At 59.2% G+C, this 13,065-nt stretch carries 9 protein-coding genes and 4 pseudogenes; 3 read left to right on the top strand and 10 right to left on the bottom strand.

What is annotated here, in order from left to right; translation table 11 throughout:
* Positions 1 to 23 precede the first annotated feature (23 nt).
* Positions 24 to 984, top strand: a pseudogene (locus EFD56_RS26230) (ISNCY family transposase); the annotation flags it as partial.
* On the opposite strand, the pseudogene EFD56_RS26235 reads toward EFD56_RS26230, so the two are convergent.
* Positions 962 to 1,499 (bottom strand): annotated as a pseudogene (locus tag EFD56_RS26235) (PAS domain-containing protein); the annotation flags it as partial. The pseudogenes EFD56_RS26230 and EFD56_RS26235 overlap by 23 nt on opposite strands.
* A gap of 203 nt (positions 1,500 to 1,702) precedes the next feature.
* Between EFD56_RS26235 and EFD56_RS26240 the strand changes: the two are divergent.
* The gene (locus EFD56_RS26240; protein WP_029532363.1) at positions 1,703 to 2,719 is read left to right on the top strand and encodes a sensor histidine kinase; all 1,017 of its coding nucleotides are present in this window, start codon (positions 1,703 to 1,705) and stop codon (positions 2,717 to 2,719) included.
* A 77-nt stretch (positions 2,720 to 2,796) separates the two neighbouring features.
* Here the strand turns inward: EFD56_RS26240 and EFD56_RS32790 are convergent, their stop codons facing one another.
* The 5 genes and pseudogenes from EFD56_RS32790 to EFD56_RS26270 all read right to left on the bottom strand — a co-directional run.
* Positions 2,797 to 3,033 (bottom strand): hypothetical protein, encoded by a 237-nt coding sequence (locus EFD56_RS32790; RefSeq protein WP_158464442.1) that lies wholly within the window; start codon positions 3,031 to 3,033, stop codon positions 2,797 to 2,799.
* Positions 3,034 to 4,225: 1,192 nt separating this feature from the next.
* Positions 4,226 to 4,793: pseudogene (locus tag EFD56_RS26255) on the bottom strand (ATP dependent DNA ligase); the annotation flags it as partial.
* Positions 4,794 to 4,860: 67 nt separating this feature from the next.
* Complete coding sequence (locus tag EFD56_RS26260) at positions 4,861 to 5,094, bottom strand: hypothetical protein (RefSeq protein WP_016737406.1); 234 nt, start codon at positions 5,092 to 5,094, stop codon at positions 4,861 to 4,863.
* A 265-nt stretch (positions 5,095 to 5,359) separates the two neighbouring features.
* Positions 5,360 to 6,094 (bottom strand): IS21-like element helper ATPase IstB, encoded by a 735-nt coding sequence (istB, locus tag EFD56_RS26265; protein ID WP_064818141.1) that lies wholly within the window; start codon positions 6,092 to 6,094, stop codon positions 5,360 to 5,362.
* Positions 6,095 to 6,099: 5 nt separating this feature from the next.
* A pseudogene (locus tag EFD56_RS26270) lies at positions 6,100 to 6,714 on the bottom strand (Mu transposase domain-containing protein); the annotation flags it as partial.
* Between the two features lie 396 nt (positions 6,715 to 7,110).
* On the opposite strand from EFD56_RS26270, the gene EFD56_RS26275 reads away from it, so the two are divergent.
* Positions 7,111 to 7,836, top strand: coding sequence for a DUF2726 domain-containing protein (locus EFD56_RS26275; protein ID WP_016737385.1), 726 nt, complete (start codon positions 7,111 to 7,113; stop codon positions 7,834 to 7,836).
* 203 nt (positions 7,837 to 8,039) lie between these two features.
* On the opposite strand, the gene EFD56_RS26280 is transcribed toward EFD56_RS26275, so the two are convergent.
* The 4 genes from EFD56_RS26280 to EFD56_RS26295 form a co-directional block, all read right to left on the bottom strand.
* Positions 8,040 to 8,861 carry a DUF2182 domain-containing protein gene (locus EFD56_RS26280; RefSeq protein ID WP_016737384.1) on the bottom strand — a complete coding sequence of 274 codons (822 nt, stop codon included), beginning with the start codon at positions 8,859 to 8,861 and terminating at the stop codon, positions 8,040 to 8,042.
* Positions 8,858 to 10,459 carry a tyrosinase family protein gene (locus EFD56_RS26285; protein ID WP_016737383.1) on the bottom strand — a complete coding sequence of 534 codons (1,602 nt, stop codon included), beginning with the start codon at positions 10,457 to 10,459 and terminating at the stop codon, positions 8,858 to 8,860. Before EFD56_RS26285 ends, EFD56_RS26280 begins: the two co-directional genes overlap by 4 nt.
* Before the next feature lie 72 nt (positions 10,460 to 10,531).
* Positions 10,532 to 10,924: a hypothetical protein gene (locus tag EFD56_RS26290; RefSeq protein ID WP_029532339.1), complete on the bottom strand. Its 393-nt coding sequence runs from the start codon at positions 10,922 to 10,924 to the stop codon at positions 10,532 to 10,534.
* Between the two features lie 69 nt (positions 10,925 to 10,993).
* Positions 10,994 to 12,634: a M4 family metallopeptidase gene (locus EFD56_RS26295; protein ID WP_016737381.1), complete on the bottom strand. Its 1,641-nt coding sequence runs from the start codon at positions 12,632 to 12,634 to the stop codon at positions 10,994 to 10,996.
* Positions 12,635 to 13,065: the final 431 nt, after the last annotated feature.

Below are 13,065 nucleotides of genomic sequence, written 5' to 3' on the forward strand. Positions count from 1 at the left end.
TCGCAGGGCAAAATTATTCTGGCAGGGTGCTGCTGGCGAGCGCCCGGCAGGAGAAGCTGGAAAGTGGCAAGGTCGTGCGCGTCGACAGCACGTCACCGCCGCACTGATCCATGAGCCGAGCGACCGTAGCCTATTATGGGACGCTGTCCGGGTGACGGTGCGGCTGTTGCAGCAGGCCGTGGCACTGGGTAGAGCCATCCCATGGCACGACCACCGCCGCGCGGCAAAGAAGCGGGCTCGAGCGATCGAATACCCGCGGCCGCCCCAAACGGATCAAGCACTACCGCGAACTGCTCAAGATCACGCGCACGACCTTGAGTTATCTGCAGCAGGCGAGTGAACAGTTGCCCCTGACGGCTGGCCCGGCCGGCGAACTGTGGCAGACCCAGCTCCGCCACTATAAGCTGCTGATCGACCGGATCATCGGCCAGACCGAACGGCGGGTCCTGGCCGGCGAGCCGGTGCCGGCTGGCGAGAAGCTGGTGAGCCTCTTCGAGCCGCATGCCGACATCATCGTCGAAGGCAGCCGCGACGTCGACTACGGCCACAAACTCAATCTGACCACCGGCAGAAGCGGACTGGTCCTCGACCTCGTCGTCGAAACCGGCAACCGGCAGACAGCAAGCGTTTGCTGCCGATGCTGGAACGCCACATCGCCTTTTATGGCCAGGCGCCGCATCAGGGCCGGCTATGCCAGCCGCGATAATTTGAGCCGAGCCAAAGCCTGCGGCATCCGCGACATGGCCTTCCACAAGAAGTGCGGCCTCAAGATCGAAGATATGGTCGGTAGCCGGGGTCTATCGCAAGCTCAGAAACTTCCGCGCCGGCATCGAGGCCGGCATCTCATGTTTGAAACGCGCTTGTGGCTTGGGGCGCTGCACCTGGCGTGGGCTCGACCACTTCAAGGCTTATGTCTGGTCATCGGTGGTCGCTTACAATCTCGCCCTCTTTGCCCGCCTCCGGCCGGATCGTCGGCGTTGGTGAGGCGAACAATGCTGTCCGCGATGGCGAGGACGTTCTTCGACCGGTGGCCGATCCGTCAGCAGCCGATGCTCGGACGCTTCCAGCGCCTCTATCCGCCGGTACTCCGTCATGTCGATTTACGATCCGAAAAATAAAGCATCCTTCCGTCGTCCCCATGGATGGGACTTAAATGCAAGCGGTTCCAGAACTGCTCCCCGTTCTTCTTATAATTCAAGATCTCGACGCTCACCTCCCGCTCGTCGGCGATGCAGCGCGAAGTTCGGCGACGGCGATCGGAGACGTCGCCGGGCCCTAAAGGAAACGACAATTCCGGCCCAGCACCTCTCCGGCGGCGCAACCGGTCAGCTCGAGGAATGATCTGTAGGCCAGCCCGATCGGCAGATCCGGCTTGCGCGCGTCATTGACGACCATCGGCATCCTATTCGTTCGAACGCGACCGCCGCAAGTTCTTTCCGGTCGGCCAAGGCTGCTTCTGACGATACCGAAGGTAAGTCTTTGTCAAATTGGGTCGTCATCCTTCCACGCTCAATAAGAGGTCCGATAACGTCGCACGCCGTCTTTTTCCTAAAAGACGATCGACCGACTTGGCCTATGCGGCAGGCTTCCCGACCAGCCCGTCCGGGAGTCACGGTTCGATGGCGTTGTCATTGCGCCTGTATGGGATGAGGTAAGGCAATTCCGCTTGCGCGACCGGAAGGATCAGGCGCAGAATAAAATCATGAACCCCATTTCCACCTCCAGTCGCGCTCGGGAGCGCTTTCTCGAAGCAATCCTTCAGAGTGCCATCGAATATGCGATCATCGCCCTGGATCTCGACTCCCGAGTGATCACCTGGAATGAGGGTGCCCGCCGAATTCTCGGATGGGATGAGACCGAAATCGTCGGCCATCCCGTGGCCGTTATTTTCACTGAGGAAGACCGCGCGGCGGGCATTCCTCAACGGGAAATGACCGCCGCACTGACCCAGGGCCATGGAGATGATGAGCGCTGGCACCTTCGAAAGGACGGCTCGTTATTCTGGGCGTCGGGCCAGATGATGGCGTTGAGATCGGATGATGGCGAACTCGAAGGCTTCGTGAAGATCCTCAGGGATCGAACCGAGCAGCGGGAAAATGAGGAGCGACAGCGCGTCCTGATGCACGAACTTTCTCACCGCATCAAGAACACGCTGGCAGTCGTTCAGGCGATCACCAACCAGTCATTCCGGAACGCCGCCAGCATCGAAGCCGCGGAGCAGTCGATCTCGTCGCGCATCAAGGCATATGCAAACGCGCACGATATTTTGCTGCAGAAGAACTGGTTATCCGCAGCCGTCGATACGATCATCGAAGCGACCGCGGTGAATCTCGGCGTTGAACCGAGCCGCATCAAAGCAAGCGGTCCGGCAGTCAGCCTGAACCCGCAAGCGGCTCTTGGCTTCGCCCTCGTGCTGCATGAGCTTGTCACCAATGCGACAAAGTACGGGGCTCTATCAGGGGATACAGGAACTGTCGAGATCGAGTGGTCCGTGCGCAAAAATGTCGGCGACGATCGCTTCAATCTCCATTGGCAAGAGAGCGGTGGCCCAGCCGTGGAAGCCCCAAAGAAGAAGGGCTTCGGCTCCCGCTTGGTCAATACGAGCCTGTCCGCTTTCGGAGACGTCTCGTTTGACTACGCCGCAACCGGCTTCAAGCTCGACCTCGAGGCATCGCTTCAGAAACTGCAATATCAAAATTGTCCGGATCTTGAAGTATGAAGAGATGTCAAATGCTGCCCCGAGGCTCCGTGTCGTCGCCGATGCCAAGATCAGCGAAACAACTGGCCTTCATGCGCCTACTCGGCCTCAGCCTCTTCGATCTCCTGAGGAGACAGGTGGTAGATGACGAGTTTTTCGACGACGTATTCCAGGTCCTGGTCCATCCTGAGAAGGTCGGTTGATTTGCCCAGGTGGCCGCATTCACCGAGATAGTCGAAGCACATACCCCACACCGCATTGCGAAGCTTAAGAACCTTCCTCGTCGTCTCCGGCGAGAAATATGGTTCTTCACTGAAATCGAGGGCATCAGACACGTCCCGCGCTCGCCGCGACATAGCGTCCGACGAGACCTCGAACCATCTTCCGCGAACACTTCATAGCACTGCCTGCAACGTTCTACTGCAATCTTCAGTACATCATTAAGCGAGATGTCTTGGTCGTGTCTGAACAACACCGTAGGCATGCCGGATCCTCCGTATTCGAGATGGAATAGAGCGCCTCAGGAATGTTCCCATTTCGTTCCTTTCAAAAAAGGAGTCAGGGGCGCGCTTTTTTCGATGGTCGTCATAAGGCGCTCACTATCCAACGGGTCCACCGGATTTCGTCGGCTATGCCTTGCACCATGGTCTCGGCCTCGGAGGACAGCTCTTGCGGCCGCAGACGAATGGTACTGCAAGGCCTTCGCTGATCAGAATGCTGCCGACATCCTTCCCGTCAACCAACAGCATCCCGAAAGGGCGCCATGGTTGCATTTCTTCGTACCTTCGGTGTCCGGCGGACAAAAGCACGCGACTTTTCTCAGTTCGGTGCTGCCGCCGGCAACCAGCTCTCGAAGCCGCGCCAACGCCCGCTCGCCCTGTTGGCGCTCATATTAGCATTGGGGCGAGAACTTCTCCGGCGTGTTGAAGCCCACCAAACGTGTTCCGGCGGCATCGCCAACGACGTGTACGGTGTCTCCGTCGGTCACCGTGAATTCCTGGGCCACAGATGTCCTCGCTGTGCCGGAGTTGACTGAAATTGCCCTCCCAAATCGGATACCTGCTGTGCGACGGCCACAGCAGCAACGATCAGGAGCCCAATGGCCAGCCGTCTGCCTGCTCTACCAAAACTGGGGACGAACATTTTCTTGGGCTGGTGGCGAGATCGGGGAAAGGGAACGACCGCGGATTGCGATGGGGCGGGCCGAGCGCGCTGCCTTAGAATCTCGAAAGTCTTTCGCCACTGTTGAGAGGCGAGCATTTCCGCCAGAACGCTCAAGGCGAGCGTGGATGTCGGCAAGAAACGTTCGCTGCCAACCCGTCAAGTTTTGACGTTGCAGTGCCGCTTCGATGTCGTGTCGCAGGTTTCCAGCCGGTTCCATGGCTCTATCGCTTCGTGCGGATAATCACACCTAAGCAGGAGGACCGGAAGAAATTGTAAACTGCAACCTCATTCAGCGACCAGGGACGGATTTCAGCCCATCGCGGGCGTGAATTGGCCGCTACGGGTCGTAGCGGCGCCGGCGAATTATTGCACCTCATAAACGCCTGCGTTATCAGCAGCGTCGCGCAGCCCCTTAAATGACGCGTGCCGCAGCTTCCCGTCGTGCGTCCACGCTCGATATTTGATCTCGGCAACAAGCTTCGGATCGACGAAGACCGCATTTCACTTCCGTCCGTATCGACAGGGGGCTTGCCGATGGTCAGTTTGTCTATCTGTTTCCGGAACTCACCCGCAGAATATTCGCTGAAGCCGGTTCCCACTCCCCCCACATACCAGCTCTTTTCCTCTGCGCGGCGAGCAGCAGCCGCCCAATGCCCGCAATGACGCCGTCGACTTCTCATGCCCAATGATTAAAAAGCCATCGCTCTGGACACATTTGATCTTCACCCAGCCGACCGGGTCGATAGGTGGCGTCCCTTCGCTTGGCGATGATCCCCTCAAGCCCGTGGTCGCAGGCGATGCGCAGGAGAACCTCTCCGTCCGTCTCGATCTCCTCGGACAGTCGAAGGGCGTCTTCGCCGCCTGCCGGCACCAGCCCTTCCAGAAGATGGCGTCGCGAGGCGAGTTCGGTTCCAGTGAGGTCGTGGCCGTCGGCTGGAAGCTGTCGATCGATTAAGAATGCTCAGGGCGAAGCCTGGTTATGCAGTCAATCGGGCAGGTCAGTGAACGGCAGCCGACGTCGGCGCGTTTACACGTGTTGCCCACCTGCCGACATAGGTGCCGATGAGCAGCGTCGTGACATCCTCTAACGATCTCGCGCCTTCGTTGAAGAACTCGATGGCGGCCGAGCACAAGGTTTGCGACGCCTGGTCGTCGGGTTCGACCTCGTAATAGCGGTACCAAGCCTGTACCGCTTCCGAAAGCATGCGGAAGTGTTTGTCGTGCGTTGGCATGTGACATCCTCCAGCTATCGACATAGCGGAGGAGCGATCTACAACAAGACCTCAGTCTCCAACTCTTCGGGATCCTGACGGCGGTCGTTCCCCACTCAAAGGACGCCACAGTCGAGAACGGTCACTGTCAATCGGCGTCCAAAGTTCACCCCTTATCGGCGTCCAATTTTGACCCCCCATATGCTGTAGATCAGCGCTTGGCCTGCCCGGCGCTGGCCGGGGTTGCAGAGGGTAGGCCAAGTGCGCGTGATGATCGTCTTCGGCTTTAGCTTTGAGAGCGGTTCTTGAAGCGCCAGGATTCGTTTCCGGTTTCGACGATCTCGCAGTGGTGGGTGAGACGGTCCAGAAGCGCGGTCGTCATCTTGGCGTCACCGAACACCGTCGGCCATTCTCCAAAGGCCAGGTTCGTGGTGACGATGATCGAAGTCCGCTCGTAGAGCCTGCTGATCAGATGGAACAGGAGTTGGCCGCCGGCCTGGGCGAACGGCAGGTAGCCGAGTTCGTCAAGGATGATGAAGTCGAGACGGTTGAGGTAGTCGGCCGTCCGCCCCTGCTTGCCGCTGCGCGTTTCCGTTTCCAAGCGATTGACCAGATCGACGACATTGAAGAAGCGCCCGCGTGTTCCGTTGCGGATCAGTGCGCGGGCAATCGCGATGGCCAGATGGCTCTTCCCGGTTCCCGTGCCGCCGACGAGGACAACATTGCGCTGATCGGCGACGAAGGTGCCGGTCGACAGCTCCCGCACCAGGGGTTCATTGACGGGCGTATCGGCGAAGTCGAAGTCGTCGATGTCCTTGGCGAGCGGCAGCTTGGCAATGCTGAGCTGGTAGCGAATGGAGCGGGCCTGCTTCTCGGCGATCTCCGACTGCAAGAGATCGCCGACGATGCGCGGCGGTTCGTGCTGCCGCTTGATGCCGTTGCCCATGACCTCGTCGTAAGCGCCGCGCATTCCATAGAGCTTCAGCGTGCTCATCAGTTCGAGAACCTGTGTGCGTTCCATCAGCTTGCCCTCCTGAGGCTGTCATACCGTGCGCAGTCGGCGACCGGTTCATGGGTAAGCCGCAGCGCATCCGGGGTTTGCAGGGTTGCGGCCGGGGCCGGATCACGGCTCCGGGCCAGAATGTTGATGATCACCGAGGCCGAGCAGACGCCGTGATCCAAAGCCTCCTGGCAGGCAGCATCGACGGCCGCCAGACCGTCGGCGGGAACGCATCCGAGAATGGTGACCATTTGCCGATCACCATCATGGACACTCTTCAGCCGCCGGCGCACTTTCTCCATCGCTGTGGGTAGGACCCATTCACGGAACGGCGCACCATTGCGCAAAGCACCGGGTTTGCGTGCCAGAACAGGGACATAATGCCAGGGATCGTAGATCGTCTCGCCACGGCCAAAGCAACGAGGATGCTCACCGACGTTCACACCGTCCTGCCTGATGACGATCTTCTCGGCATAGGCGTGAACCTCGACCGGCCGGCCGACCGCAGTTGAGAGGACGGAGTATTTGTTGTTGTCGAAGCGGACCGTGCAGGTCTTCGACACCGAGGTCGGGACGCAGTGGAATCCGTCGAACGGCCCGACGTAATGGACGAGGCTGCCGCGCTCCTCCTCGAACATTTGCCGTTGCACGTGGGCAACTTATCGGCGAGCTTCCTTGTTGTGCATCGCCGGAGTCTTAAAAGATTTTAACTGCCGAACCCTCAATCGAAGAAGCAATGCGCCTGTCAACCTTGTCTTTCTTTGCTCGCCTGCCGGGCCAGTTCCCTTCGATCCATTATGCGATCTTCCTGGCCCAAAACGTGAACTCCATAGCAACAAGCCGGCCGCTGGCCTCGAAAGCTCTCCCAGTACCAGCGACGTAGGAATGTCCTGGGCCGAGCGGATTGCGACTGACCGCTAGAGCCAATATCGGTGCGCCGGCGGAAGCTTCATGCGTGCGAGCCCTCATTCTTTTGGATGACTTTCCGCGCATCGTAAAAGCGTCATACTATCTTGGCGGGAAATTCGGAGAGGGGCATGCATTATCGCCAAAGGTCGGTGCTGTCTGCGGCACCTTGGCTGATCATCGGAGCTGCCGTAGTAGGCGCTTCGAGCGGTGTAACTGTTGCAGACTTCGAAAAGCCGGAACTGCTAATCGCCGCCCTGCTTGTCGGCCTTATCATCGGCATGTCCGTTGAGCAGTTCCTAACCAGGACGAGCAGACAGGCGTGGCGCGAGAGAAACAGGTCACGATCGGAGGAAAGGCGCTGGAACGAGCGCATCATACAGGAACCCAGGCTTCAGACGCCAGCTGCTGAGCCATTGCGTCCAGTCGACGCCACGGATCAACTGCGTATTGTGATGCGCTCCAATTTCACCATTCAGCCATTGTTGAACAAGAGCGAAGCCCGGGTGTTTCGGGAACTCGACAGCGTCGTGATCGGCTGCAATTCCACCTGGCAGGTGATGGCTCAGGTTTCGTTGGGCGAGATCCTTCGAAGTGCCGACCCAGACGCCTACAGTTGCATCAACTCCAAACGTGTCGACTTGCTCCTCGTCGACGGCAATTGCCAACCGAGGCACGTCATCGAATACCAGGGCGGAGCACACCACCAAGGCACCGCGGCCGCGCGTGATGCGGTAAAGAAGGAGGCGCTGCGACGCGCCGGGATCGGCTATTATGAGGTGGTGGCTGGCCAAACGACGCCGTCGGAACTCAGGCGATTGGTCGAGAAGCTGGTGGACAACCCGCGTGTCACTTAAAGCGATATCATCACAAACCTATGCACGGCCGAGCCTCTTCGACAGGAAGAAACGATTGTCTTGCCGCGATGTAATTGAGGCACACCCGGAATGATCTCCGATCTCCAGGCGGTTCGCGAAAATCTGTTTCCGGCCAGTCGCGCAGCGATCGAGGACTTGCAGGCGTTCCCTTGGCATCGTGATCGAACCAATCGAATCCAAGCCTACAAGGCGCATTCGTCGCAAGCCATCGTAATCGATGTACTGCCAGAACTTTGTCGCCATCCCGCAACGTTCCGGGCGATGAGCCTGATGGCCCTTGAAGGCACCCGGAATTGCCAGCGAGGCGCACAGGCCGGCTCCAGTCGCTCCGCCCAGATGTAGACGGCGACAATTGCCATGAGTGGCAGATGATGCGACGGCGCAAGCAAGGGCAACAGCATCAAGCCCCAACAGCTTGCAATGCACCAGAGACCGTGTGTCATCCCCCATGCCAGCACATTTTCATAGGCCGCCGGCGGAAAGGCGGCCAGGCTGGGGCGGCGATGACACCGGTTCAGGGCGACCTGCTTCCAGGGTGAAATCTGCCAGATAAACGCGATGATCAGGCACGCGACCAGAGGCAGGGCGGAACTGGTTGAAGCTAGGCGCAGCGTGATCGCGACGCCGAGGAGAGCAATACCCGCCACCATCCATGTACCGAGATAACTGACGACAAACAACAGCTCGGCCCACGGCCGCACGCGCCAGAAGCTGCGCTCGCGCACATGCCTCAGTGGAACAGAGAGCGTCGGCAGCATCATTGCCATCACCATCATCGCCCAGCTGACGATCAGCTGCAAAGGTGAGACGTAACTGAAGAAAAAGGCATAAGTCTTCGGTGAGGGAGTGGACCAGACGAAAGCAGCGGAACAGATCGTCGGCATGGAGGTGCTGTCGCCGCCGACAGCCAGGGGAATCCATGCCGAGCCGGCAGCCAGTGCGAGTGGCGCAAAACCGCGGCGCCACTCGCGCACCGCAGGAGAGGTGCTGCGCAAGACGCTCACTCGAATTGCCGATAGATGCTGATCCGGCCGATTTTGATATTCGCCGCATCCGGGATGTTTTCGAGCGGGACGAAACTTACCGGCAGGCGGGCGACATCAAATTCGCCGTCGAGGTGCATTTTATCGACAATGTCTGTGATTTCCAGCTTGTATGTGATGCCGTTTCCGGAATGTTTGCCTGCCGGATCGCTCGCCTGCGTCACGCCAAAGAGCGCGACACTGCCCGCCAGATATTTCTTGTTCCCGGCGGGATCGGCCCCCTCGGGCAGCCCGACATAGACCTGGAATATCACGGCGTCATGCACGCCGGTGACATTCTCGAGATTGAGAAACACGCGGTCGGGCGCCGTCGGGGCGATCCTGTTGGCGCTCAGGCTTTGGCTCACCCTGGCCCTCGCATCCGGCTCGACCTTGACAGAGCTGCGCATAGTGCCGCTGCCGGCGAGCGACATGCCGCTGTCGCTGGCCGCGACCAGTTCCACCTTGTTCTGTGTCGGCATGTCTAAACCTCTTGTGGCAGCAACGGAACTCCGCGCAATGCCCAGTCTCTCCATGCGTGCGGCGACGGTGACGATCGGTCCGGCCTCCGCGCCGGGTGTCAGGTCGTCGTATTCATAGCCCAGACTGGCCAAGTCCTGCATTTTCGTCGGAGTATAAACCCATTTGGTCTTATCTGGGTTCGGCATTGTAAATTCGCGCTCACCGATGCTCGCCGGCCCATCCAACCATTTGGAGTCTGTCGGATTTTGCCAATCCGTCGGCGAAGTAAAGGGTTTGCCTGTGGGAAATTTGTTCCAGCTCTCCCACAACCGATCGATATTGCAGTGATGTAGGTAAAAGATAGGGTCGAGCGCTGCCGCGGTCGGAGTCGACATCAGGCCCGGCAATGGGCGCCCGGCCTGAGGCGAACCTGGCGGAAACACCAGGGTTGGGTGACCACCACCAACCAGCACATGGATGATGTTGTGCGGATCCGATTCGATTCCGCCGCTTTCTTCGCCGCTCCAGCTGAAGCCCGTTTCAACGCCACCGAATCCGGCACTGCCCCCGCCGCCGGGTCCGGCAAATTCTGGATCCTGCATCGCATTCAGGTTGGTTTGCGAGCTGACGTCGAATGGTGTGCTGCTGCTGAGCACCCCCCACCGCTGTTCGACAAACAGCGGATTGTCTCCGGTGCCATCCGGCCAATTGGCCGTGCGGAATGCCGGCGGCAGGACGTCCTGATCGGTTCCGAAATAGTTCCAATAGGGCAAGGCCCAGCTGGCGCTTGGTCCGTTGAGCAGTTCGATCTCGTGCCGGAGCATATTTTCCAGAGCCAGGAGATACCCGCGATGCCAGGGCAGGAAATACCAGCTCTGGTGCTGACATTGGTCGAGATAGGTCGACGTGTCGGATGCATTGGGGTCCGCATCGGCACTGTCGGTGATCTGATAGAAATCCCAGAGCCCGCGCCACATCCCATGAATCGCCGCATAGAAGTTCCAGCTTGTCGGATCTTCCAGCTTGCGGGCCTTCATCGCCTTGACGCCCCTTGCATACCAGAGGATCGGGTCGGCCCAGTCACTTCCCAACTCAAAGATATTCTCCCGTTTGCGCATCGCACTGTCCTCTCAGGAAACGATCGAGAATTGCTGGCCGCAGACTGCACGCGACCACTCAGGCCGGCCGCATCAAACGCGCACCGCATAGAACGTGGCCGTATAACCCGCGGGTGACTGACCATTGGAGTGGGTCACTGTCCGAATAACCGTACCGACGATGGTGTCGATCTGGTCCACGCCGTTCGGCCAGCGGGGAACGGGATAGCCGAGATAGTCGTAGACCCATTCCTCGTTGTCGATCATGCCGCGCCCCTGCCATTTCAGCGTCGCCGGCGCGCCGTCCGTGGCAGCCCCGTCGAGGGAAAGAGACCAGCCGGTTCCGCCAAGAGAACCGCCGATCTTGCCGGGCGCAGGCTCGGACAAAATCAGCGTTCCCGCGCCAAAGCGCAAACTGTCGAAAGATGCGGAAAGGTCGGGGTTGTTCACCAGGCTTCGATAACTCCAGATGCCGGAAAAGCTTATCGCCATGATAGTCCTCCTTCGGTGAAGCATGCTCAAATCATGTGGCGAGCGGCAGAGGGTCCCCCCGCGTCAGGCGATGCCGACACCGTCGAATGACGCGTCGATCGCCGAAATCCGTCGCGCAAGCTGAGCGGATGGAGCGGTCCTGAACAAGGTGCGTGCCGCACTGACGACAGCCCGACGACTGTCACGGAATTGCGAGGTGCGCGAGAGCAGCTGCGTCACCGCGACATAGAAGACCGCGGCGACTTCGTCTGGCGTGAAGACCAGACTGCCGCCTTCCTCCGCCACCAGCATGAGATAAGCCGCCTTGTTATGGATACCGCTGTTGACATGCACCCCTCCCCAGTCGCCATTCTGAGTGACCGGCATGATCCGATACTGGTTCATATGTGCAGGCTGGCCCCGCGACGCGGGATCGGACATGTCGCGGATGGGACCGCCGCCTCGCGCGAACCCCTGCCCGAGCCTCCAGTCCCATTGGCGGGGATCGGGATTGCCTCTATTGGCGATCAGCATGCCGAAAATATCGGAATAGGATTCGTTGAGCGCTCCGGATTGCGCTGCATATTCGAGGCGTGAGGTATTGTCGGTCACGCCATGGAACATCTCGTGCCCGACGATATCGAGCGCGGCGGCCAGGGTGAGAAGCTGGTTGCCGTTGAGCACCTGGCCATAGACCATTTGGACGCCATTCCAATAGGCGTTGAACCACTGGTTTCCACCGGGGCTTTCGCGCATGACGACGCAATTGATGCTGGCGTTCATCGGGCCGCCGCGATTGTCGATATTATTCCTCAACACGACTTCACGGAGGAAATGCGCGACGGCCGCCGCATTTGCATGCGCGCTGACTGCGGCAGGCGGCCAGGCAGGTCCTATTTCGTCCCCCGGCAGCAGGGCATCGTTGACGTTCGGATCCCGAAAACGAAAGTCGAAGGTCTGGATATTGTTCACCGTGTCCTTCAGAACGGCGCGGGCACCAATTTTTTCGACATTTATGGTCCGTTGAACATTGCGGGCGTCGAAGGCGAGCTGCTCCTCGGCGGCCATTGTCGGGGTACGCGGTAATTCCGCAATCACCCTCCCGGTATTCGCATCCACCACGTAGTCGAAATAACGCGGCCTCAACGGACCGGATCCGGCACTCTCCGGCATCGTCACCTCGACGTCCTCGAAAATATATGCCAGATGCCATTTGTCCTTCTTGGCCTCGTAATAGAAACTGAGACGGGGCGCGACACCGGCGATCTTCTTCTTGAACTGGCCTTTCTTGTCGACCGCCGACGCCGCTCTGGTGGCCGAAATCTTCGCCACAGGCGGAACATTGGTCGGCTCCCCCAGCGCCGAATTCAGGCTCACGAGTTTGTTGTCGTCGTCCAGCTCCACGGTCACCAGCGACCCGTAGACAGGGATGTCGTGGAACGCCTGGCGAAATTTGACGGTACGGGTATGGGTCAGTGGAACCGTTTCTGTGCCGATAACCTTGAATTGAGAGTCAGCGTTTTCTGCAGACGGCGCAGTAAAGTCGGGGACGCTATTGCTTGTGAGCGCATGGCCGAGATATCGACGGGCCGCAGTCTCAGGGTCCACCACCTGTGTGGCAGCAGGCTCAAACGCGAAGGTCGGGAGGTCAGACTGTTCTTTAGCGAGAGCGGCGAACATAGGAGCCGATCCGGCGTCCGATACGTGCATCGAAAAAGATTTCATCCCGTTTCCGGGCCTGTGTGACTCTGCCATGGCAAATCCCCATCCCCATAGAGGCAGCCGCGTCGCAGGCGGCACGCCGGCTATGCAGTGTTGCTTCGGTCAAATCCGATATCGCTCACACCCTTCTAAATCGTTCGCGGAGGTATCCATGCTCGTCGGCTCGCCATCTGTAGCGCACGTCCTGTTCGTTCTGCCCGCGTCTACGGTTCAACGCCAAAGTCACAAAAGCACAGCATGCTCCGCGAGTAGGGTCACGACATAGTCGCGTCCCCCTCCGAGAGAGGATCCGGAAGAACTGAAATGGTGTGGATGCCCTTATAACGATAGGTTTTATTAAAACACGAACGCAAGCAACCATCAAGAGCTTTATCGTTCATAGTACAATTATTTCATGCACTCATTATTACTTGTAGGGACGATGGATCCATAGG

It is taken from the genome of Rhizobium phaseoli, from assembly GCF_003985125.1.
Taxonomy (GTDB): domain Bacteria; phylum Pseudomonadota; class Alphaproteobacteria; order Rhizobiales; family Rhizobiaceae; genus Rhizobium; species Rhizobium phaseoli.